The organism is Streptomyces sp. NPDC059832 (assembly GCF_042731715.1).
GTDB lineage: Bacteria > Actinomycetota > Actinomycetes > Streptomycetales > Streptomycetaceae > Streptomyces.
In genome coordinates, this window is sequence record NZ_JBHWIY010000014.1 from 32,204 (window position 1) to 54,325 (window position 22,122).

The 22,122-nt window shown below is 68.4% G+C and carries 22 protein-coding genes; 9 read left to right on the top strand and 13 right to left on the bottom strand.

All coding sequences use genetic code 11. The features are described 5' to 3' along the window. Window positions 1-672 precede the first annotated feature (672 nt). Together ACFV8T_RS24485 and ACFV8T_RS24490 are read right to left on the bottom strand one after the other, a co-directional pair. Window positions 673-1,332: a hypothetical protein gene (locus tag ACFV8T_RS24485; protein ID WP_385331093.1), complete on the bottom strand. Its 660-nt coding sequence runs from the start codon at window positions 1,330-1,332 to the stop codon at window positions 673-675. A gap of 34 nt (window positions 1,333-1,366) precedes the next feature. After that, window positions 1,367-1,591, bottom strand: coding sequence for a hypothetical protein (locus tag ACFV8T_RS24490; RefSeq protein ID WP_385331095.1), 225 nt, complete (start codon window positions 1,589-1,591; stop codon window positions 1,367-1,369). Window positions 1,592-1,698: 107 nt separating this feature from the next. On the opposite strand from ACFV8T_RS24490, the gene ACFV8T_RS24495 reads away from it, so the two are divergent. Beyond that, complete coding sequence (locus tag ACFV8T_RS24495) at window positions 1,699-1,965, top strand: hypothetical protein (protein ID WP_361629674.1); 267 nt, start codon at window positions 1,699-1,701, stop codon at window positions 1,963-1,965. Window positions 1,966-2,110: 145 nt separating this feature from the next. Here the strand turns inward: ACFV8T_RS24495 and ACFV8T_RS24500 are convergent, their stop codons facing one another. The 5 genes from ACFV8T_RS24500 to ACFV8T_RS24520 form a co-directional block, all read right to left on the bottom strand. Continuing rightward, on the bottom strand, window positions 2,111-2,977 hold the full coding sequence (locus tag ACFV8T_RS24500; RefSeq protein ID WP_385331098.1) for a GNAT family N-acetyltransferase: 867 nt from the start codon (window positions 2,975-2,977) through the stop codon (window positions 2,111-2,113). 88 nt (window positions 2,978-3,065) lie between these two features. Then, on the bottom strand, window positions 3,066-3,230 hold the full coding sequence (locus tag ACFV8T_RS24505) for a hypothetical protein (RefSeq protein ID WP_162952559.1): 165 nt from the start codon (window positions 3,228-3,230) through the stop codon (window positions 3,066-3,068). Beyond that, window positions 3,227-4,351 carry a radical SAM protein gene (locus ACFV8T_RS24510; RefSeq protein ID WP_385331102.1) on the bottom strand — a complete coding sequence of 375 codons (1,125 nt, stop codon included), beginning with the start codon at window positions 4,349-4,351 and terminating at the stop codon, window positions 3,227-3,229. The genes ACFV8T_RS24505 and ACFV8T_RS24510 overlap by 4 nt, the downstream gene beginning before the upstream one ends. Window positions 4,352-4,544: 193 nt before the next feature. After that, on the bottom strand, window positions 4,545-4,874 hold the full coding sequence (locus tag ACFV8T_RS24515; protein ID WP_385331105.1) for a hypothetical protein: 330 nt from the start codon (window positions 4,872-4,874) through the stop codon (window positions 4,545-4,547). Continuing rightward, entirely contained in the window at window positions 4,874-5,074 is a 201-nt protein-coding gene (locus tag ACFV8T_RS24520; protein WP_385331108.1) for a hypothetical protein, read from the bottom strand. Before ACFV8T_RS24520 ends, ACFV8T_RS24515 begins: the two co-directional genes overlap by 1 nt. 123 nt (window positions 5,075-5,197) lie before the next feature. Here ACFV8T_RS24520 and ACFV8T_RS24525 point away from each other — a divergent pair, with 123 nt between their 5' ends. Continuing rightward, a complete protein-coding gene (locus ACFV8T_RS24525) occupies window positions 5,198-6,547 on the top strand; it encodes a hypothetical protein (RefSeq protein ID WP_385331111.1) in 1,350 nt (449 codons plus the stop codon). On the opposite strand, the gene ACFV8T_RS24530 is transcribed toward ACFV8T_RS24525, so the two are convergent. The 4 genes from ACFV8T_RS24530 to ACFV8T_RS24545 form a co-directional block, all read right to left on the bottom strand. Then, window positions 6,525-7,058: an NUDIX hydrolase gene (locus tag ACFV8T_RS24530; RefSeq protein ID WP_329873357.1), complete on the bottom strand. Its 534-nt coding sequence runs from the start codon at window positions 7,056-7,058 to the stop codon at window positions 6,525-6,527. The genes ACFV8T_RS24525 and ACFV8T_RS24530 overlap by 23 nt on opposite strands. 122 nt (window positions 7,059-7,180) lie before the next feature. Then, window positions 7,181-10,321, bottom strand: a complete 3,141-nt coding sequence (locus ACFV8T_RS24535) for a DEAD/DEAH box helicase (RefSeq protein ID WP_385331114.1) — start codon at window positions 10,319-10,321, stop codon at window positions 7,181-7,183. Next, complete coding sequence (locus ACFV8T_RS24540; RefSeq protein ID WP_385331117.1) at window positions 10,322-11,173, bottom strand: Hachiman antiphage defense system protein HamA; 852 nt, start codon at window positions 11,171-11,173, stop codon at window positions 10,322-10,324. 535 nt (window positions 11,174-11,708) lie between these two features. Continuing rightward, window positions 11,709-12,233, bottom strand: coding sequence for a DUF6790 family protein (locus tag ACFV8T_RS24545; RefSeq protein WP_385331120.1), 525 nt, complete (start codon window positions 12,231-12,233; stop codon window positions 11,709-11,711). A 56-nt stretch (window positions 12,234-12,289) separates the two neighbouring features. Between ACFV8T_RS24545 and ACFV8T_RS24550 the strand changes: the two genes are divergently transcribed. Next, window positions 12,290-12,709 carry a MarR family winged helix-turn-helix transcriptional regulator gene (locus ACFV8T_RS24550; RefSeq protein WP_385331122.1) on the top strand — a complete coding sequence of 140 codons (420 nt, stop codon included), beginning with the start codon at window positions 12,290-12,292 and terminating at the stop codon, window positions 12,707-12,709. A 34-nt stretch (window positions 12,710-12,743) separates the two neighbouring features. On the opposite strand, the gene ACFV8T_RS24555 is transcribed toward ACFV8T_RS24550, so the two are convergent. Further along, entirely contained in the window at window positions 12,744-13,289 is a 546-nt protein-coding gene (locus tag ACFV8T_RS24555) for a hypothetical protein (protein WP_385331125.1), read from the bottom strand. A 136-nt stretch (window positions 13,290-13,425) separates the two neighbouring features. On the opposite strand from ACFV8T_RS24555, the gene ACFV8T_RS24560 reads away from it, so the two are divergent. The 6 genes from ACFV8T_RS24560 (at window position 13,426) to ACFV8T_RS24585 (ending at window position 21,168) form a co-directional block, all read left to right on the top strand. Further along, window positions 13,426-14,310, top strand: a complete 885-nt coding sequence (locus ACFV8T_RS24560; RefSeq protein WP_385331128.1) for a DUF2797 domain-containing protein — start codon at window positions 13,426-13,428, stop codon at window positions 14,308-14,310. A 38-nt stretch (window positions 14,311-14,348) separates the two neighbouring features. Continuing rightward, the gene (locus ACFV8T_RS24565) at window positions 14,349-15,227 is read left to right on the top strand and encodes an amidohydrolase family protein (RefSeq protein WP_385331131.1); all 879 of its coding nucleotides are present in this window, start codon (window positions 14,349-14,351) and stop codon (window positions 15,225-15,227) included. 83 nt (window positions 15,228-15,310) lie between these two features. Then, the gene (locus ACFV8T_RS24570; protein ID WP_266416622.1) at window positions 15,311-16,054 is read left to right on the top strand and encodes a response regulator transcription factor; all 744 of its coding nucleotides are present in this window, start codon (window positions 15,311-15,313) and stop codon (window positions 16,052-16,054) included. Beyond that, window positions 16,047-17,645 carry a sensor histidine kinase gene (locus ACFV8T_RS24575; protein ID WP_385331134.1) on the top strand — a complete coding sequence of 533 codons (1,599 nt, stop codon included), beginning with the start codon at window positions 16,047-16,049 and terminating at the stop codon, window positions 17,643-17,645. Before ACFV8T_RS24570 ends, ACFV8T_RS24575 begins: the two co-directional genes overlap by 8 nt. Window positions 17,646-17,671: 26 nt before the next feature. Continuing rightward, window positions 17,672-19,012 carry a glycosyltransferase gene (locus tag ACFV8T_RS24580; protein ID WP_385331137.1) on the top strand — a complete coding sequence of 447 codons (1,341 nt, stop codon included), beginning with the start codon at window positions 17,672-17,674 and terminating at the stop codon, window positions 19,010-19,012. Beyond that, window positions 19,009-21,168: an ArnT family glycosyltransferase gene (locus tag ACFV8T_RS24585; RefSeq protein WP_385331140.1), complete on the top strand. Its 2,160-nt coding sequence runs from the start codon at window positions 19,009-19,011 to the stop codon at window positions 21,166-21,168. The genes ACFV8T_RS24580 and ACFV8T_RS24585 overlap by 4 nt, the downstream gene beginning before the upstream one ends. Window positions 21,169-21,185: 17 nt before the next feature. Here ACFV8T_RS24585 and ACFV8T_RS24590 read toward each other — a convergent pair whose 3' ends face one another. Beyond that, entirely contained in the window at window positions 21,186-22,058 is an 873-nt protein-coding gene (locus tag ACFV8T_RS24590; protein WP_385331143.1) for an endonuclease/exonuclease/phosphatase family protein, read from the bottom strand. Window positions 22,059-22,122 lie beyond the last annotated feature (64 nt).

Sequence of the window (22,122 nt, forward strand, 5' to 3'; positions counted from 1 at the left end):
TGGCCGCGGCGGTCACCGCTCGGCCTCCGCCGAATCACGCCTTCCCGTGGCGCCCAGGGACTACCCCCGGGCCCCCCCCGCCCCCCCCCCCCGCGGCGCGGCGGCCCCAGGCCGCCGCTGGCTCCATGTCTCCGCCACCGCCCGCGACGGCCCCGCCCGCTCGCGCCGCAAAAGCCCGAGAAGCGGGCAGTCAGACCCGTGAAGAACCCCGACAGCTGCCCCACGGCGAGCACGGCCAGAAGGAGCGGGACGCTTGCCAAGTCCGCATCGGACACCGCAAATTGCCGGTCAGCCAGTCGTGACCCGGCGATCGGTCTCCCGCCCATCCATCAGGCGAGGTTGGAGGCAGCGCTCAGGCTGCAACGTGGCCGAGACCGTGACGCACTGGGGAAGCGTGGCCGGGGCCGGTGGGTGGTTGCTGGAGACACACGTGGCGGGTGCTTGTTCGGCGCACCCACCGTCGTGGCTGACTTTCTGTGGCTGAGGTCGCCAACGGCACGGGTCAGAGGAACAGATCTGTCCCGAAGACATGTCGGCGACCGCGGCACCTTTGGCTCAGCCCCGCCCATCCGGTTGGTATTGCTTCGGCAGTAGCGGTCCTCCGGCGCAGTCGAGCATGCCCTTCCGCAGAACTTTCCGCGGTACGACTGGGGTTCCGGTCCGACGCCGCGATCAGCCCGCTCTGGGGGGCTGTCCCATCGCCTGGGCGCTGACCGTGGCCGTGACCTTCGCCCCGGGATAGCGCCCCTCCAGCTCCTTGACCAGGCTCTGCACCCGGCGAGGGGTCTCCCCCGGGCTGACGCCCCGCAACACGGGAAGTGGCGGCGATTCCTCGCCGTTGGACCAAGACCCTTCGATGACCAGGTCCGGGCCGATCATCCGGGATCCTCGTTCCCGGGCCTCTTGGACTGCCCAGTCCGGCGGCGCCGTTCTTGACACCCTCAAGGTCAGGACGCGGCCGGCGTACCGTCCTTCTCGGACGGGCTCGGGAATCGCTGGCTGCGCGCGGCGCGGCTCCAGTGGGTGTCCGCGGCCGATCGGCCACAGCCTGGGGGCGTGAAGCTCGCTGATGTAGGGCTGGAGGTACGGCCTGCCGGTTTCTGGGTTGATGGTCTTACGGGCCTGCTCGATCCATCGCTCGTATTTGCGGGAGGGCTGCGCGCGCTCACCCTCGGCTTCCACCAGAGGGAGGTCGTAGACCTCCGAGATGGCGCGCTTCGGGGAGAGGCCGAGCTTGAGCGCGTAGTTGTACATCGTGCCGATGGTGGCGGCCCGCAACTGCACACCGTCCGTCTTTTTCTTGTGCGGTGTGGGAAGGGCCAGGGAGACCACCCAGATCGAGCTGCGGGGGAGTTCCTTGGCTGCCTCAGCCGCCTTCCTGATGCGCCGGATCAGTTCGGGGTCGTCGGTCGGTCGCCGGGCGTTGCTCCGGGTCCGAGGGGGCGGGATGTCCCGGACGGCGCGCGCTCCAGGTCGACCAGCTGATGTCGACCTCTAGCACCCACCCCGGCCACCCGTAGAGATTCCGCAGGGTGACGCCGGTCTCGGTGAGGTCCATCTCGATCTCACCGAACCCCATCCCGAATGCCATACGGCCACTATCTCGCAAGCCCTCGTTCGGCACCGTCCCGGTCGTCCAGAGAACACCCCCGATTTTGTCGGGCAGGATCTCCCGACGATCGCAACGATGCTCGTGCCATGACCAACAGCAGCTCCACTCAGACGCCTTCCGCCCAGCCCCAGCAGTCCTACCCGGCTCCCGCAGGCCCGGCTGCCGCGGCCCTGCTCCCTCTCCTGATCCTGCTCTTCGTCCTCGTCATCCTCATCATCGGAGCCGGCCTGCTCTACGTGACGATCGCGCACCCCTCGCTCGCGACCCCGCTCACAGTCGCGGTCGCCGGCGTGACCCTCGTCGTCACGATCACAGGTGCGATCGCCGCTTTCCTCGCCATCTCCAGGAGGTAGATTTCCGGCGCACAAATGGTGTGTTCTCACCGCCACAGCAAACGAGCGAGCCTGGGACCGCGAACCGGTTCCGAGGCTCGCTTCTGCTGCTTCGCCATCAGAGCGCCTTCTTCTCGCCGACCAGAGAAAGCGGTGCGGTCCGGAGCTAGGCGGCTGTGGTGTGGGTGAAGCCGAGGGAGGTGAGTCCTTCGGTCTGGCAGAGGTGGTCGGAGGGGCCGTCGACCTCGGTCTGGAGGAGTTGGTAGGCGGCGCCGTGGGTCTGGCCCCAGTGCATGGCGGCCCGCCACAGGACGCGTCCGAGGCCCTGGCCCCGGGTTTCGGGCAGGACGGCGAAGTACTGGGGGAGGAGCTGAGGGCGTCCGATGGCGTCGGGTTGGATCTCCATGGGGCCGATCGCGCCCACGATGCGGTCGTCGACGGTGGCGGTGAGGACCGGGCCGCACCGGCCGGCCTGCATTCGGGCGTGGAGGAAGGCCAAGCCGTCGGCGGCCATGGCCTCGGCGAACGGCGCGAAGGTCTCCTGCACAGCGGTCGGCCAGGCGGCGACGGGGCGGACCGAACCGTCCGGGGCAGGGCAAGGGCCGGTGGTGAAGTCCTTCAGCTGAATACGGGTGCCGCGCGGGTGCGCGGTCTCGGGACCGAGGGGCCGTACGACCCGGGCACGGGCGACGTCGTGTACGGAGGCGAGCTTGGCGGCCAGCTCGGCGGCCTCCTCCACGACGCTGCCGTGGAGCCCGTAGGCGAAGACCTTCACGGCGCCGCATCCGCGCCGGGTCAGGGTGGGAACGAGGGTGCGTCCGGGCTGGTGGACGACGTCCTCGCGGAGGGCTCTCTCGTCCTTCTCGCCACCCCAGCGCCGGTCCTTGTCGTACGGCAGGAAACCCCCGGTGTCGGCCGCTCGAAGGACGTCCTCAAAGAAGCCGACGGACAGTGTGTCGGGGTGGACGGGACCAAGGGTCGGCACGATAGGCGCGGTGAGCACGGGCCGCAGCCAGTCCCAGCGGAAGAGCATGAGCGGCACCCTAGCGGCGGGACGGGCAGGGCTCAGGCCCCGACGCGAGCGCGCCGGGGCCTGAACGGAGTTGACCGGATCGTGTCGGTCAGTGGGGGTTGTCGTCACCGGCATCGCAGGAGCACTCCGCGCTCTCCACGATCACGTCGAGGTCCTGGACGGCGGTGATCGACGCGGTTGCGACGGGCGGGGCGGCGCGGCGGGCCGAGGCTGGCGGGCCGGGGAGGATGGTCACCGGTACGGGCGGGGTCATGAGGCGTTCTCCTTATCTCCGTGCTGGCAGTAGCTGTGCAGCGGCGCCTTTGCCTCCTGGTAGTGCTTGGCCAGGGGGCGGCAGACCCGGCAGGTGCCGGACAGGGCGCAGCCCTCGCACCCACCGGTGCGAAGCATGAGGCGGTCGGCGATGGCACCGAGCCGAGTGAGGCCGTCGATGCCCTCGGCCATCAGGTCGATCTGGTCGTCGCGGCCGACCTTGCAGATCGAGACCTTGGCGTGCGGATCGGCGTGGAAGAAGGTGTGTCCCGCGTTGCAGCCGGCGAACGGCTTGCGCTGCCGCAGGTGAGCGGCGGACTGGGCGAGCAGCGGCTCACCACCGCCGTAGATCGTGGGCGTCATGTTCGTGTACGCGTGGTTCTCGACGTTCCACTCGTCGGCGAGGGCGGCCATCTCGTCGGCCTCGGAGGCGTTGTCCTCGGTCACCACGACGTTGATCCGCAGCGGCAGCCCCGCCTCACGGGCGGCGTCCATGCCGCGCCGGAACGCCTTCCACGCCCCGCGACGCTGGGTGAGCGCGTCGAAGGACTCCTCACTCGCCCCGTACATGCTGACCACCAGCCGGTAGGGCGGGCAGTCGCGGAAGAGCTTCAGGAGGTCCGGACGCCAGAGCAGCGAGCCGTTGGTGGAGATGGTGAGCATCATCCCGGCCTGCCAGGCGTACCGGTAAGCGCCCTGGAAGTGGGGATCCATGGTGGGCTCGCCGCCGGTGATCTGGAGCCAGAGGACGCCTGCCTCGCGCATGATGTCCAGCAACCGCACCTTGTCCTCCCAGCCGAGGCCGGAGAAGGGCCGCTCGCCGAGGTAGCAGTGCTTGCAGCCGAAGTTGCAGCCGAGGTTGATCTCCCAGGAGGCCCGGCAGTAGCCGTACGGGGACGGCTCGCGCACCAGCACGGTGCCCTGTGCGGTCTGGCCACCCAGGTCCAGGCCCCACACGTCGGCAGCGGTCTGCACCGCCCAGGCGGGAAGCGACTCACCGTCAGTGGCGGCCTGGCGCAGGCCCTCGTAGTGGTCGGGGGAGATTCGGGCGCCGGCCCTTGCTCCCGGCTTGAGGAGAAGGTGCCCGTCGAGGAACGGGGAGGCGATCAGAGCGTGGGCCATCGGTGGCCCTCCTTCCGGATCACGGAGCGGGACAACACACGGGACTCCTGGCGGCCAGCGCGGCAGTGGATCTCGCCAAGCCCGTTGCAGGTGCCGCAGGTTCTCCCGGACGAATTGGCGCCGCTGCCACCGCAGTCCCCGCACTGTTCGTTGCGAGGCGAGCGAGGGCGCCAGGTCTTGTGCGGGCTCGCGATCAGTTGGTGCACGAGACCTCCTCCAAGGCGTCTTCCCAGGTGTGCTGCTTGGCGTGGTCGGCGAACAGACAGCAGCCCTCACCGTCAGGACCCGGGGCGGCCACCGGGCAGTCCGGCAGTACAACAAGTTCCCCCTCGTCCGCCCCGTGCCAGCGGAGCCACAGCGCGGTCCCGTACGCCCCGGCGTCGGTGAGGAGACCGAAGTGCTCACCCCCGTCGTGCGCGGACAGCTGGCACTGCACTGCCCTGTCGATGTACGGGGCGGCCGACTTCTCCCGTGCCTCCTGTGCCAGGTCGAGGGGCACCCGGCGCCAGTGCGCGCACTGCATCACGACACCATCCGGAAGGACGCGACAGCGTTCCGGGCCTGCTGCGAGCACCGGGGGCAGACGCACGGCGGGTAGCGGCCCGGGTTCTCCGGGACCACCGGGTCCTCGCCCACGCGTACCTTCGTGCGAGGTCCCCACGTCTGGCCGGAGTCGCGGGAGACCCGCAACGTCATCCGTACGTTGTCCTGTCCGTTCGCCATGGTCAGGAGCATCGCGATCCGCAAGCCCGGCCAGAAAGGCCAAGCGGATTACCCAACTTGGGTAACATCACCCTCGGTTGCCCAAGTGCAGCGATCCGTAGTCCTCATGCCGGAGCGTGCCCGATGCCCGAGCCATCTCGCTCGAAGGAACTCCCGGTCAGCCTGCTCACGGACCCAGTGATGATCGAGGCATGCCAGGCCAGAGACTTCGGCCGCATCTTTCAGCTGGTCAAGGCACGAGCAGGCATCTATCCGTCGATGATCGCGCGCCGCTGCGACCTGACCCCGAGCCGCGTGGGCGAGGTGATCGCCGGGCGGCGGCAGTTGCTGCACATGGACGTGATCGAACGGATCTCGGACGGACTGCGCATCCCCGGACACATGCTCGGACTTGCCCGTCGTTCCTGGGAGACGCCGCCCAGTCTGACGGTCACGCCCCGCGAACCGGTCGAGGTACAGGCCCCCTCAGCCGTCGGACCACTGGCCGCCGGACTACCGGGGGCGGACGTCGACAGCATCCTCGCCCTGGCGGCCGAGCGGGATCTCAGCGCCTCGACGCTGGACGCGCTGCATTCGTCGATCGCGGACTACTGGCGCCGGGACGACGAGCACGGCGGCGAGACCTTACGGCCGGCGGTCGTCGGCCAGCTCCGCTACGTCGTCGACCTCCTCAAGGAGCAGCGTCCGGCTCCTTTACGGGACGGCCTGCACAGCATCGCGGCCGAACTGGCCCGGCTCACCGGATGGACCTACTTCGACGCCCGCCAGTACAACCAGGCACGCGCCTACTTCACTGAATCCCTCGGACTGGCCAAGGCCATCGACGACCGCCAGTTCATGGCCAACGTCCTCGCCTGTATGAGCCTCCAGGCCACCTACCAGGACAAGCCCGGCGACGCCCTCGCACTCGTCACAGCCGCCCAGGACCAGGCCCGAGCGGCAGCGGGTACGACACCGCGCGTCCTGGCCATGCTCGCGATGCGCGAAGCCTTCGCCCACGCCACCCTCGGCAACCACGGCGCGACCCACACCGCGATCTCGGAAGCCCACTCCCAGTTCGGACGGATCGGCACCGGTGATCCGGATCCGGCCTGGGTCGCCTACTTCGACGAACCGAAGCTGATCGTGGACACCGGCATCGCGCACGGCCGCTTGGGCGAAGCCGCCCTCGCTGAACCACTCATCGCGGACGCTCTTCGCCGAGAACACCAGTTGAACCACCGGGGCCGCGCCTTCCACGCCTTCTGGCTCGCCCGCACCCAGCTCCAGCGCGGCAAACTCGACGAGGCGTGCCATACAGCCATGGACGCCCTGGCCCCAGCGGCGGCCGTCAGCTCACAACGAGTCGCCGGCCATCTCCGGGAGTTCTACGAACAGCTGGAGCCCTTCCGCCGCGAACCGGCCGCGGTGGCGTTCGAGTCCCGGCTCCGGGAAGCGCTGCCCCGCCAGATCAGCGGATCGCCTCGTCCATGAGCACATAGAGCAGCCCAACGAGGGAGCCGCTGCTGACGATCTCCCGGCGGTCGATCATGCCCCGCACGTCGGCCAGCGGGATCCACTCGATCCGGTCCGACTCGTTCTTCTCGGTCGGCGGACCCTCGTACGTCGCCCCGTCAGCGCGGAAGACGTGATGCTGGGAGTCGGTGATGCCGTTGGCTGGCTCGGCGTAGATCAGCGACTTGATTGGACCGGGCCGCCAGCCGGTCTCCTCCAGAACCTCACGGACCGCTGCATCAGCCGGCGTCTCGCCCTCTTCGACCAGGCCCATGGGCAACTCCCACGCCCAGGCGTCCGTGATGAAGCGGTGCCGCCACATCATCAGAACCTCGCGCCGCTCGTTGACCACGGCGGCCACGGCCAGGTGGCGGAGCTTGACGACGTGGTGTTCCCAGCGGTTCCCGTCCGGCGTCTCGACGTCGGTGAGCCACAGGTTCACCCAGCTGTTCTCGTAGATCGGACGTTCACCGTGGATCTTCCACTGCATCGCTGCGGCCCCTCTCGATCGACCTCCAGCATCGCAGAGCAAGTAGGTAGGCAGACCCTGTTCAGGGCATCACGGCGCGGTGGACACGCAGCTGTGACGCCCTACTTGGACCTGCGCACGGGTTAGGCCGTCGAGCCTCCTACCGCATCCCAGATTGTCTTCAACGTTGTGGGCGAGAACTCCCGCGTTGAAGACTCTTCCCAGGAAGAAGCTGGTTGAGAGGCCACCCACGCGCGCGCCTCTTGGAACGATGTGAAACGGGGGGCTATGGCGCCGAAATGCGATGCTGCAGCGCGTGGAACGCCGACCATCCGAAGGGGAAGAGACTCGATCTTATCTACCCCGTAGAAAGACATGGCCGGAACGTGAAACGCCCTGCTTGTCTCTTCGCTGGACTTTCCAGCTAGCTCGATCAATTGCAGCGCACCGAGCCCCCACGGGAGGTACCCGGAAAGATCTCGAAACAGGTATCGACCGGCATCTGTAAGTGGCTTGTCTGAGTGAGAGAACCAGTTGTCGGCGATTTCCGGAAGAGCCTTCCCGGACACCCAGTCACGAAGGATTCCGGCGACTCTCCTAGAATTCAAACCGCCTGCCTCATCGGAAGGCGCAAGCGACATCTCTGGAACCTCTGCTAGCACCTCGATAACTTGCATCAGCGGATTAAGGCTATCGCCGAAGAGGTTCTCTGGCGCCCAGAACTCTGGGTCCTTGAATATTCTTGGAGAGGTTGCAGAAAGGAGCCCGACACTGGGCAGAGAGAGGCCTGTCACATCGGCAACACCAAGGAGTGAACTCGACCTGAACTCCTCCATGAATCCTCTCGACCATGTAACCAGTCGCTCAGCCACCTCCCTGTCTTCTGCCTGCAGTCCGTGAAACACCAGAGAGGAACGCAGGATTTCTTCAACTTCAGCGCTGGCTGCGTCGAATCCGCCCACTTTAAGTGCATGCGCAAGATACTGAAAGAAGTGGCTGATCTGCGGATTTCCACGTACGAGACGGAGATTATATTCAGGTCGTGTCTCGTCCAGCATCATGATGGCTTGAAGCAGGGCCGACACTACCTCGGCCGCTTCACCCTCAAGATACTGGCGAAATTCTGCATCCTGCGTCTTGTTTATTGATGGGTAGATGACGACACCCACGCGGTCGCGCAGGGCGCGCCCGGCTCTTCCGGCAATGTTCCAAAACTCGGAGTAACGGAGAGGTCGGTACTTTTCCCCCCTGCCCTGGGGCATCTTTAGCGTTTCGACAATCACCGAGGACAGGGGGAAGTCGACACCTTGCGCAAGAGTGGATGTCCCCGCGACGACTCGAATGCATCCCTTATCGAGAAGAACCTCGATAAGGCTCCTCACCTCGGGTGGCAGCCCAGCGTGGTGGAACGCGACACCTGAGCGAAGTGTCTTCGCGAGCGGGTATTCCGAGCCCAGCTCATTTTCCACGTAGTCGATAACTGCATTGAGGAGATTGATATCAGGGCAGGTGGCGCTTGTTACCGGCGGCAATTGATCTGCTACTTGCTGTGCGCGCTTCTCAGATTTCCCTGGACCCCCCGTCAGGATTAGGGTGCCCCCCTGTGCCCTCTCGCTCATCGAGATTGCCAAGGAAGCCGACATGCTCTCTCTCTGACGGGACTCGCATGGGATAGAAGCCGGCCCCAGATCCATCACCACGCCATCCCAGTTTGAGGGCTGCGTAGCAGACGGCACCAGTTCAAGGGTGTCGTTGTAGCGCTTCTCCTTGCGATCTCGGGTCCAGTGGCCAAGTGCCCTAATTTGCTCGCTAGGCTTCCAGCTCAGCTCAATAGCAGAACCCTCGCCCGAACCTAGCCACTTAGCCAGGTCGGATGCATTAGGAAGGAAAGGCGTCAGCAGCAGGAATCGGCAGCGTCGGCCTCTTTCTTTCTTAAGGGTAGCGAGCAGCAATTCAAGGCGGGGGCCACGGCTTTCGTCGGCGATGTGATGGGCTTCATCCACAACAACAAGAGAGAGATCTCGTACGCTTGCGTGGTCAGATTTAACCAGTAGGTCAAGCTTTTCCGGAGTTGTTACGAGTACGTCGGGCCGGTTGCTCAGCAGGGAGCTCTCCGTAGGGTCCAACTCGAAAACAGGTACCGCTGCTTCTACTGAGATCTGAGAACCATCAGAGCTTGCACCTGAAAGATCGCGCCTCAGGCGACGCGTCATCTGATTCACCAGTGCGCGCGTGGGAACAACATAGGCGATTACTGATCCGGGATTAAGAGCCATGGTCTGGACGATCGAGAATTCTGCCAGAAGCGTTTTGCCGGCGCTCGTGGGCATCTGGACGCTGATGGCAGTCTTGAACGGGTCCAGAAGACTCTGAGAAAGTGCCTCGCGCTGAGACCACCAAAGCTCAGCGACCGGATACTCGTGATCATCAGATGCGATCTGCTGGGCGAATTCGCGTGCAGCGCTGGAAAGCCGTGATGTGTTGTACCAGATCGATGACTTCGCCATTGCTGTGGCGAGAGGCTCGATTGATTCGCCGATCCTCTCCAGCTCTATGTCGCCACTAGCCCCCAGCAGTAGACGCGCATTCTCGCTATGCCTTTGTAGTGTGACGAGAATGCTTTCAGGAGCGCCTGTTCTGATATATGATCCCAACACGGACAGGGCCTCGCCGATGTGATAGAGGCCCAGGAGTTTGCATTTTTGCTTATCCTCGCGCCAATCCGCTCCCGGGGATTCCCTGAAGATACTTGCCTCGCCTTCGCGCTGCAATTCGGAGAGTCGTGCGAGATAGGCGATCCCGTTATCTACGTCGCGCCACGAGTTGCTCTTCCTTGCGAGCATTGCGAGTGACAGAGCCGAGTGGGACCAGACGCGATCACTCCATTCCCCGAGGTCTTGTCCTGTTTCCAGCTCCTGGATTCTTTCTCCAGTCAACAGCAGTCTAAGCTCGGGCTGCTTTTGAGCTAGGACTCCTGAAACAATCAACATCCAAAGGTCGTATAGTGAGACTCGTTCAGGCGAGGTCCAAAGGACTGTTCGAAGTTGGAATGCGCGCTGCGCCAGATTTGCTACGTGTTTTTCGTCTTTTTCCGCGCGAGCGGCTGATATTGCAAGCGACTCGAACGACCAGGCGATCTCGTCTACAGACTCTGGGTCTACATCCTCGGCATCGAGTGTCAGGGCGTCCAGGAACTGCGCTAGGTAGTTCAGGCGCAGCGATCCCACGTATTCGTCACCGCCCTCGTCGGCGAAGGCGTCGATGAAGATCTGGTCACGGTCCATTTAAGCTGCCCCCTCTCTAGCGATTCGGTAGACCTCCTGCGCGATCTCGAAGAGATCGCCTTCCACCACAATGCTAACCCAGCGGATTCTCTTGCCGAAGCTTTGCGGGTTGCTCTTGAAGGTTCCGGGATCCTTCTCGTGGTGGGTGTCGGAAGTCCTGACGAGGAGGGGCGCCAGTGTTATCTTGAACTTTTCTCTTTTGAGGACAAATGACGCGTGAAGTCTGGAGCAGACTGCGGCGTACCCTTCCTCGGCGTGATCGCGTAGCCAGCATAGTTCTTGAAGAAGGGCTCGGCGATTTCCGATCAGTTCGCCGAGTTTCTCCTCCATCCCGGATACAACTCCCGGTGGGCTTTTCTTGTCTTGGGATCCCTTCACTTCGCCGAGAATCAGGGAAACGCTTGGTTGGTCAATGTCTTCAAGGCCGATGACGTCAGCCCCGCGGGTCTGCTGATCAGGGATCTCTTTGTGCTTGATTCGTGAAGCCGGTATGGAGGTCCCGAATATCTGCTTCAGTGCCTCGCTGGCTAGTATTTCGCCAAATTCACTTCGCTGTACATCGAGGTGCTTCTTCCGGTCACCCTTCCAGGGCTCTGGAATTACCGCATCGCGCTCCTCGGTGAGTGCCAGCTGTACGTCCTGCTCGGATATCTCGAACGACTCTCCACTGAAGAGCGTCAGCTCTTGGGCTGACCGGAGGAGCCGCTCGCGTACGTCGGCCTCGTCGAAGTAGTGAGCTGTGACCAGAGGTGCGATGGCATGGGCGAACTGCGCCTGATCTGCCGGGACCACGTGCACGTACCTGTGCCCATCGATGACCTCGTCGGACACAATGCTGAAGAGCCCTGTCAACTGTCCCCCCATCCCGCGTGGCCCTGCCACGGTGCCCCCCTGTGGCCGGCCCACGAGCTACAGCTGTGCCTAGTTGCCCCAAATCTACGGCTCCAGGCACGGATGGGGAACCAGCTGGCACAGGCGTCGCCGCGAGCGGGGCAGCAGTTGGCGCGAGTCTGCGGACTAGCCAGGAGGGGGTAGGCGAGGTTGCGCTGGTGGCACTGTGTGTATGGGGTTCCCGCTTGCCGCAGAGCATCAGGTGGGTTCCGGCAGGTTGTGGAAGCCCCTTGGAGCGATGTGTTCTGGAGGCGAGTTGACGGCAAGGTTGACGGCAACCGCAGCTCACAGTGACGCGCGACCACTAGCGTGAGCACCCAAGGCGTGAGGCTCCGGTGGCTTTGCGCTATGGGGTGCCCGATCCTACGGATCAGAAGGTTGCAGGTTCGAATCCTGCCGAGTGCACAGCAGTTCAGAGGCCCTGTGGATCAGTCCACAGGGCCTCTGGCTTTTGCTTTCAGGGTCTGCGTGAACGGCCATGCAGGGGTGAGGTCGGTCAGGCGGCGATGTCCGCGGCCGGCCGGGGTGTGGCCTCCAGCCGCCGGGACCGCACGGCCAGGATGATCACGACCGCCGGGATCAGGAGGTCGTTGACGAGGACTCCGACGGTGTTGCCGGGGGCGTGGTCACCGTTGGCGAACCACTGGTAGACGTGGCCGGCCGCGGCTCCCCAGAGGAACATCCCGCCGCCGAGCCCGATGGTGATGCGCTCGCGTGCGGATGCCGAGGCGGCCCGGAAGCCCATGACGGCCAGTCCGAGGTTGGCGAAGGCGATCTCGAACATGAAGGGAGTCCGGTCGAAGCCGATCGCGGTGGCCATGACGTCCGGGAAGGTGAGGAACGCGACCGTCATCCACAGGCTGCCGCAGCCGAAGGCGCCGATGGCCCACCAGCGCTGCCAGGTTTCCAGAGCTTGCTGGGGGGACGGGGCGCGGCGGGTCCGCACGAAGGCTCCGACGGCTGGCACCAGGATCCAGACCAGGGGGAACGCGGACTGGGTGAGATAGGAGAAGTTGCCCATGACTCAATCTTGCCTGGTTAATATTAACCAGGCAAGAGTTGGGGTATGGTGGTGGTGTGGACGACGGACTCGCAGACCTGCTGCACCGCGTGGTCATGCTGCTGGGCGAGGCCACCCGGCAGCGCACGGATGACCCCGACGGCTTGACCTACAGCCAGATACGACTTCTGGGCACGCTGGAGGACATCGAGCCGGCGACGCAGCATCGGCTGGCGCAGGCGCTGTCGGTGTCGGACCCGGCGATCAGCCGGGCGCTACGGCCACTCGAAGCGGGTGGCCTGGTGCAGATCACCATCGACCCCGAACACGCGCGGCGGCGGCTGGTCCGTCTCACCGAGGCCGGCCGGAAAGCCTTCCACACCGCCGGAAAGCCGCTCTACGACGAGCTCCGCGCCGGGCTCGTCGCGGCCGGGTTTCCTTACGAGCGCTATCTCGAAGACACCCTTCGGCTGGCCGAGTTCCTCGCGTCGGACTGAGGACGCCTCTGCGTGTTCGGCTACGGGACAGCCCTCAGCCCGTGATGTGGAACGGGGTGTCGGCGTGCTTGTCGCTGTCCAGGCCGCGGACTTCGAACGACTGCTGCTGGTCCGAATCGACGCTGTCGTCCGGGACCGTGACCTCTGCGGCGAAGCCGCCGTCCGGTCCGGCCGTGATGTCACGGAGGTCGAGGGTGGCGCCGTACGTTCCGCTGAACGTGATGCGCACCTGTTCCCCGGCCGCGAAGCCGGAGCCCGTGATCGTGACGGTGGCCCCGATGGCGGTCGAGTCGGGGCCGGCCATGACGCGGGCGGCCGTGGGGGACGGTGCCGGGGCCGAAGGCGTGGTCGGAAGGCTCTGCACGGGGCGCGGGGTGGCCGAGGCCTGTTGCGAGGCCGGGGGCGCCGCGACGGCGGCGGGCGCCTTCGGGGAGTGGCCGCCCGCGACCATTGTCGCGATCACGGCGGCGATGACGGTGGCCGAGCCGGTGATGACAGCCGCGATGATCACTGTCCGGTGGCTGTGATCGGCCCTTCCGGCCGTGTCGCCGGTGGTGCGGGTGTCGTCGGAGTCGGACACGTGGAGTCTCCAACCGGGCATGTTTGGAAAGAAGTTGATCAGAATACTGAGCGCGTCTCTCCGACGGCCTCCGGTTTCCCGGTCTCGGCGCGGAGCCGTCGCGGCCGTCCGCTAACGTCATTCCGGGGGTTCGTTCATGGGTATGGGGTGGCAGTGCACCGGGCTGCGGTGGCCGGACGCGCAGGGGCCGCCGGTGCTGGGCTGGCGGCGGGGCCGGGCCGTACGGGTGAGTGCGCCGGCGTACGGGACGGAGTTCGGGTTCCGGGCCGAGGGGGAGCGGCGCTGTGTCGGGGCGCGTGGGAACGCGTGTCCGGTGGGGGCCGTGGTGTCGGGGCGGAGCACGGGGGCGCGGTGTCCGGAGTGTGCGCGGCTGGACCGGGCGCATTCGGTGGCCGCCGACACGATCGCCGATGACCCGAGGACGTACCGCGTGTATCTGGCCTGGTTCGGGCCGGGGATGGTGAAGGTCGGGATCACCGCCGAGCAGCGGGAAGCGGCGCGGCTGCGCGAGCAGGGGGCCGTGGTGTTCAGCTGGCTGGGGCGGGGGCCGTTGATGGCCTGCCGGCGGACCGAGGAGCTGCTGCGCTCGGCGCTCGGGGTGCCGGACCGGATTCCGTACGCGAGGAAACGGGCCGTTCGCGGGGCGCTGCCGGGGGCGGCGGAGCGTGGTGCCGAGGTGGCGGAGCTCTACGGGCGGGCCGCGGCGCTGGAGGGGGCCGGGTGGCCGGAGTCGCTGGAGCGGCTGCCGTTCGAGGCCGTCGATCACGCCGGGCTGTTCGGGCTCGACGGCGCGGTCGAGGTGGCGTGGGCGGTGACCGAGTTGGTGGCCGGGGGTGCGGTCGCGGGGCGGCTGGTGGCGGCGGCCGGGCCCGATCTGCATCTGGCGACGGCGGACGGGGTCGTGGTGCTGGACACCCGGCTGATGACCGGGTGGGAGCTGGTGGCGGCGGACGCGCGGGCCGGGGTCGGGGTGCCGGTGGCCGACATCGGGGGCGGTGGCGTGCAGGGCGGGCTGTTCTGAGATCGTCGGATCCGTCCGGACGGTGAGAGGGGTGCGTGATGAGTGGTGACGCCGATGACGTCGTGCGGTTCTGGGAGCGGCTGGGGCTGCCCGGGATCATCGATGTCCATACGCACTTCATGCCGGAGCGGGTGCTCCGGAAGGTCTGGGCGTACTTCGACTCCGCGGGGCCGCTGACCGGGATGGAGTGGCCGATCGAGTACCGCCACGACGAGGACGAACGGCTGGCCCTGCTGCGTTCGTTCGGCGTGCTCCGGTTCACCTCGATGCTCTACCCGCACAAGGCCCAGATGGCCGCCTGGCTGAACGGCTGGGCGGCCGGCTTCGCGCGCCGGGTGCCCGACTGCCTGCACACCGCGACCTTCTTCCCGGAGGAGGGCGTGGAGCGGTATGTGCGCGAGGCCGTCGAGGCGGGGGCGCGGGTCTTCAAGTCGCACCTCCAGGTCGGCGCGTACGACGCCAACGACCCGCTGCTGGACCCGGTCTGGGGGCTGCTCGCGGAGGCCGGGATCCCGGTGGTGATGCACTGCGGCTCGGGGCCGGCGCCCGGCAAGTACACGGGCCCCGAGCCGGTCGGCCGGCTGCTGGCCCGGCATCCGCGGCTGCCGTTGATCGTGGCGCACATGGGGATGCCGGAGTACGCGGAGTTCCTGGCGCTCGCGGAGACGTATCCGCGGGTGCGGCTCGACACGACGATGGCGTTCACGGACTTCACGGAGGACTTCACCCCGTTCCCGCCGACCGAGCGGGGGCGGCTCGCCGCGCTCGGGGACCGGATTCTGCTGGGCACGGACTTCCCGAACATTCCGTATCCGTACGCGCATCAACTGCACGCGCTGGAACGGCTGGAGCTGGGCGACGACTGGCTGCGGGCGGTCTGTCACGGGAACGCGAGCGCCTTGTTCGAGGTTGGCTGACGGTCCCTCGGCGGTCCTGCTTTCTCAGGGAATTCACAGAATCGGGTAAGGACCCTTTCAGAGGAGCCTCACAGGGTTGGGGCATGACGACGACGACCTCGCCCCAGGGGCGTACCGAACTGCTGAGGGCGGACCGCACCCCCGTCCGTGTGCTGGTGGTGGACGACGAGGCTCCGCTCGCCGAGCTGCTGTCCATGGCCCTGCGTTACGAGGGCTGGGAGGTGCGCAGCGCCGGGGACGGTGCCGGGGCCGTCCGGATGGCGCGCGACTTCCGGCCCGACGTGGTGATCCTCGACGTGATGCTGCCCGACACGGACGGGTTCGCCGTGCTCGGCAGACTGCGGCGGGAGCTCTCCGAGGTCCCCGTCCTGTTCCTGACCGCGCGCGACGCGGTGGAGGACCGGATCGCCGGCCTCACGGCGGGCGGCGACGACTACGTGACCAAGCCGTTCAGCCTGGAGGAGGTCGTGGCGCGGCTGCGCGGGCTGATCCGGCGGTCCGGCACGGCGGCGGCCGTGCGCAGCGAGTCGACGCTCGTCGTCGGCGATCTGGTCCTGGACGAGGACAGCCACGAGGTGAGCCGGGCCGGGGTGTCCATCCATCTCACCGCGACCGAGTTCGAGCTGCTGCGCTTCCTGATGCGCAATCCGCGGCGGGTGCTGAGCAAGGCGCAGATCCTCGACCGGGTGTGGAACTACGACTTCGGCGGGCAGGCGAACGTCGTCGAGCTGTACATCTCGTATCTGCGCAAGAAGATCGACGCGGGGCGGTCGTCGATGATCCACACCCGGCGCGGGGCGGGATATCTCATCAAGCCCGGTGAGTAGGCGCCCGTACCGGTGGCGGGGGTCGTGGACGCTGCGGACCCGGCTGGTGGTCTCGGCGGTCACGCTGATCGCCGTCGTCGCCGCGGTCATCGGGTCGGTCACCACCATCGCGTTCCACAGCTACATGTACGGCAAGCTCGACGACCAGCTGGCCGCCATCGCCGTGCGGGCCGCGAAGCCGCCCGGCGGGGGACCGATGCCCGGTGGCGGTCTGCCGCAGGGCCTCGACCCGCTGGCCTTCGTCGACGCGCGCGGGCTGCCCGTCGGCGCCTTCGGCGCCGTGGTGGCGGACGGCGCGGTCACCGCCTCGCGCGTGGTCGTGGAGAGCACCACCACGCCGGGGCCCGGGGCCGAGGACAGCGGGCAGCCGATGACCGGCGCCCAGCGCAGCGCCCTGGCGGCGGCGGGTGTCACCGCCGGGAGCGGGGCGAGGAGCGTCGACCTGCCGGGGCTCGGGGGCAGCCGGGTGGAGGCGGTCACGGACCCGCACGGGAGGACGATCGTCGTCGGCATCCCCGCAGCCGAGGTGAGCGGTGCCCTCACCACCCTGATCCTCGTCGAGGTCTGTGTCACCGGCGCCGGGCTGATCGCGGCCGGGCTCGCGGGCGCCGCCATGGTCGGGGTCGCGCTGCGGCCGCTGCGCCGGGTCGCCGCGACCGCGGCCCTGGTCTCCGAACTCCCGCTGCACAGCGGTGAGGTGGCCCTCCTGGAGCGGGTCCCGCAGGCCCAGGCCGATCCGCGGACCGAGGTCGGCCAGGTGGGCGCGGCGCTCAACCGGATGCTGGGCCACGTCGGTTCGGCGCTGGAGGCGCGGCAGGAGAGCGAGACGCGGGTGCGCCAGTTCGTCGCGGACGCCAGCCACGAGCTGCGCACCCCGCTGGCCTCGATCCGCGGATACGCCGAACTGACCCGGCGCGGCCACGAGGAGACCGGCCCCGACACCCGGCACGCCCTGGGGCGGATCGAGTCCGAGGCGGAGCGGATGACGGGCATGGTGGAGGATCTGCTGCTGCTCGCCCGGCTGGACGCCGGACGCCCGCTCAGCCCGGAGAGCACCGATCTCTCCCCGGTCGTCGTCGACGCGGTGAGCGATGCCCGTGCCGCCGGGGAGCGCGGCCACCACTGGCGCCTGGAACTGCCGGACGAGCCCGCGACCGTGCACGGTGATCCGACCCGGCTCCATCAGGTGCTGGTCAATCTGCTGGCGAACGCCCGTACTCACACCCCGTCCGGTACGACCGTCACCGTGCGGGTGCGGTCCGCGGCCGACCGGCCATGGGTGACGCTGGAGGTCGGGGACGACGGGCCCGGCATTCCGCCCGAACTGCTGCCTCATGTCTTCGAGCGGTTCGCGCGCGGTGACGCCTCGCGCTCCCGCAGCGCGGGTTCCACCGGGCTCGGGCTCGCCATCGTGCAGGCCGTCGTCGCCGCGCACGGCGGCCGGGTCGAGGTGGACTCGGTGCCGGGACGCACGGTGTTCGCCGTCCACCTGCCCGCGGAGGCTGCGGTCGGGTCTTCGGTCGGGTCTGCGGTCCGGTCTGCGGTCGGGTCGCACTCACAGCATGGGAACAGGCTCAGCACACCGGCGTGACAGCGGGGTTGGCAAATGTCGGTCACATGCGAACCGACACTCCTTGGAGCACCCTGCCGGCCCGGGATCACCTCCTCGCCGGAGCGGTCGATGCGGCGGGTGCGCCCGTACTCGATGTGGTGGTACCCGTCCACAACGAGGAGAAGGACCTCGAACCGTGTGTGCTGCGCCTGCACGACCATCTGGTGCGCACCTTCCCGTACGCCTTCCGGATCACCGTCGCGGACAACGCGAGCACCGACCGGACGCCGCAGGTGGCGGCCCGGCTCGCGGCGGCGCTGCCCCGGGTTCGGTCGTACCGGCTGGCGGAGAAGGGCCGGGGGCGGGCGCTGCGTACCGTCTGGTCGGGCTCGGACGCACCGGTGCTGGCCTACATGGACGTCGACCTCTCCACCGACCTCAACGCGCTGCTGCCGCTGGTCGCCCCGCTGATCTCGGGCCACTCCGACCTGGCCATCGGCTCCCGGCTGGCCCGCAGCTCGCGGGTGGTGCGCGGATCGAAGCGGGAGTTCATCTCGCGCGCCTACAACCTCATCCTCCGCTCCTCGCTCGCTGCCCGGTTCAGCGACGCGCAGTGCGGGTTCAAGGCCATCCGGCGCGATGTCGCGGAGCGGCTTCTGCCGATGGTGGAGGACTCGGGGTGGTTCTTCGACACCGAGTTGCTGGTGCTCGCCGAACGCGCCGGGCTGCGCATCCACGAGGTGCCGGTCGACTGGGTGGACGATCCCGACTCCACCGTCCACATCGTGCGGACGGCGACCGAGGACCTGAAAGGCGTGTGGCGGGTGGGGCGGGCGCTGGCGGTCGGCGCGCTGCCGCTGGACCGGCTGGCCCGGCCCTTCGGGGACGATCCGCGCGACCGCGCGCTGAGCGGGGTGCCGGGCGGACTGGCCCGGCAGCTGGTCGGGTTCTGTGTCGTCGGCGCGCTCTCCACGCTCTGCTACCTCGTCCTGTACTCGCTGTTCCGGCTGGGCGTCGGGCCGCAGATCGCCAACGGCGGCGCGCTGCTGGTGTCGGCCGTCGCCAATACGGCAGCCAACCGGAGGCTCACCTTCGGCGTACGGGGCCGGGGCGGGGCCGTACGCCATCAGGCGCAGGGCCTGGTCGTCTTCGCCATCGGCCTCGCGCTGACCAGTGGCTCACTGGCCGCGCTGGGAGCGGCGTCCGGATCGCCGTCGCACGCCACGGAACTCGCCGTGCTGATCGCGGCCAACCTCGCGGCGACGGTGCTGCGGTTCCTGCTCCTCCGCGCCTGGGTCTTCCCGGAACGCCGGCACCGCAACCCCACGGCGCCCGAGGCCGCCCCCGCCGCCCCTTCGGCCGGGCACGCCGATGACACCCACCACGAACGGGGGAACCTCCGATGACCAGGCTGCATCCCGACCACCTCCCGGCCCCGCCGGGTGCGCCCGCGCCGCCCACCGCACCGGCCCACGGACGCCCGAACCGGCCCCTGGCGCACCGCGTGTGGCGGGGCAGGCCCGAGGACCCGCGCTGGGCGAGGCCGGCCTTTCTCACGTTGCTGCTGGTCATCGGCCTCGCGTACCTGTGGAACCTCAGCGCTTCCGGATACGCCAACTCCTTCTACTCCGCCGCCGCCCAGGCGGGCAGCCGGAGCTGGAAGGCCTTCTTCTTCGGCTCGCTGGACGCGGCCAACGCCATCACCGTCGACAAGCCCCCGGCCGCCCTCTGGCCCATGGCCCTGTCGGTGCGGATCCTCGGCCTCAACTCCTGGGCGATCCTGGCCCCGCAGGTGCTGATGGGGGTGGCCACGGCCGGGGTGCTGTACGCGGGCGTACGCCGCCGTTTCAACGCCGTGGCGGGGCTGATCGCGATGGCGGTGTTCGCGCTCACGCCCGTGGCCGCGCTGATGTTCCGCTTCAACAACCCGGACGCGCTGCTGGCGCTGCTGATGACCGTCACCGTCTACTGCGTGCTGCGCGCGATGGAGCACGGCCGCACCAAGTGGCTGGTGTGGGCGGGTGTCGCGGTCGGGTTCGCGTTTCTGGCGAAGACCCTCCAGGCGTTCCTGATCCTGCCGCCGCTGGCCGTGCTGTACGCGGTGTTCGCGCCGGTCCCCGTGCGCAGGCGGCTCGGCCAACTCGGGCTCTCGGCCCTCGTGGTGGCCGTCGCGGGCGGCTGGTGGGTCGCGATCGTCGAACTGTGGCCCGCCTCCTCGCGTCCGTACATCGGCGGCTCGCAGAACAACTCCTTCCTGGAGCTGACCTTCGGCTACAACGGGCTCGGCCGGATCAACGGCGAGGAGACCGGCAGCGTCGGCGGCGGGGGCGGTCCGGGCGGCGGCTCCGGCGGTCAGTGGGGCGAGACCGGCATCGGCCGGATGTTCAACTCCGAGATCGGCGGCCAGATCTCCTGGCTGCTGCCCGCCGCGCTGATCCTGCTGGTCGCGGGCGTCTGGCTGACCTGGCGGGCGAAGCGGACGGACACGGCCCGCGCGGCCTTCCTCGCCTGGGGCAGCTCGCTGCTGATGACCGCGGCGGTGTTCAGCTTCATGGCCGGCATCTTCCACCAGTACTACACGGTGGCCCTGGCCCCCTGCCTCGCGGCGCTGATCGGCATGGGCGCCACGGTCCTGTGGGAGGAGCGCTCCCGCTGGTGGGCGGGTGCGACACTCGGCGTCACGGTGGCCGTGACGGCGTACTGGTCGTACGTGCTGCTGGGGCGGACCCCGGACCACCTGCCGTGGCTGCGCACGGCCGTGCTCGTCGCGGGGATCGCCGGCGCGTTGGGGCTGCTGCTCGCGTCCCGGCTGGGGCGTCGACCGGCGCTCGTCGCCGTGGGCCTGGGCCTCGTCGTGTCGCTGGCCGGGCCGGCCGCGTACACCGTGAGCACGCTGAACACCGGACACCAGGGCTCGATCGTCACGGCCGGCCCGTCCTCCGGCGGCATGGGCGGCCCCGGTGGTGGCGGCGGTCGCGGTGGTCCCGGCGGCGGCATGCGTCCCCCGGGGCAGGGCAACCAGCAGGGTGGTGGCATGGGCCGGCCGCCGACCGGCACCCCGCCCGGCCAGGGCCAGGGCCAGATGCAGGGCCAGATGCAGGGTGGCCCCGGCACGTCGCGGAACGGGCAGCAGCCCGGCGCCATGCCCGGCATGGGCGAAGGCTTCGGTGGCGGCGGCGGTGGCGGCATGGGCGGACTGCTCAACGGCGCGTCCGTCGGCGCCGAGGCCGAGGCGCTCCTGGAGAAGGACGCCGGGGACTACACCTGGGCCGCCGCCGCCATCGGATCCCAGAACGCCGCGAGCTACCAACTCGCCACCGGTGAGCCGGTGATGGCGATCGGCGGTTTCAACGGCAGCGACCCGTCCCCGACGCTCGCCCGGTTCAAGCAGTACGTCGAGGACGGCAGGGTCCACTACTTCATCGCGGGCGGAATGGGCGGGGGCGGCGGCGACAGCGGCGCCTCCTCGCAGATCTCCTCCTGGGTGGAGGACAACTTCGAGAAGGTCACCGCGGGCAGCGCCACCTTCTACGACCTGACCCGGCCGAAGAGCGGAGCGTAGGGCTCAGAGACTGTCTCTCAGCGCCGCAGCAACAGATCGGCGACCACGGGGCGGTGGTCCGAGGCGAGAGTCTCGGCCACCGCCGCGTCGCGTACCCGCACGGAATCCTTCGACACCGCCACGTAGTCGATCCGCTGCACCGGGTCCTGCGCCGGGTACGTGGGTCCGCCGGGCTCGACGTCCGTGAGTTCCTGCCACAGCGGGGCGAGCTCCGGAGCGGCAGGCGCCGCGTTGAAGTCGCCGAGCAGGATCTGCCGCACCTGCCGACGGCCCGCCCCCGGCTCCCGGTCCTCGGCCATGATCCGGCGGGTGTCGGCGACCTGGGCATTCCGTACGGACGGGTCGGCGCGGTAGTCCAGATGCGTCACATAGACGTGCACGGGCAGCCCCTTCACCCGTACGACCACCTCGCCGAAGCCGGGCGCCGGGGCCGGTACCGGGTCCGGGACCTGGGTGGAGAGCCGGGTGATCTCGTGGTTCTCGGCGCTCACGATGCGGTACCTGGACAGCACCGCGACCCCGAACTCGCGACGTGGTGCACCGGGGGTCTGCGGGTCGAGGCTGTAGACCGGGGCGAACGACACCCGCATGTCCAGCCGTTCCGCCAGCTCGCCCGCCAGGTCGCGCCACTCGCTGCGGGTGCCCCAGTGGACGTCGACCTCCTGGAGCCCGATCACATCGGCGTCCAGCGAGCGGAGCTCGGCGGCCTGCCGGTCCAGATCGAAGACGTTGTCCATGCCCGCGCCCGCATGGATGTTGTACGTGGCCACGCGCAGCGGCACCGCACGCCCCTGCCCCTCCCCGGCCGCTGCTGCTGCGGGAGGCGCGAGCGCGGTCCCCAACAGCCCTGCCGCGACGAGCACTTCCACCGTACGACGACGCAGTGACATACCACTCCAGCCCTTGTCGGATCAGCGGCGAGCACGGTACCGCGCGGAAATGCGTTGTACGCCG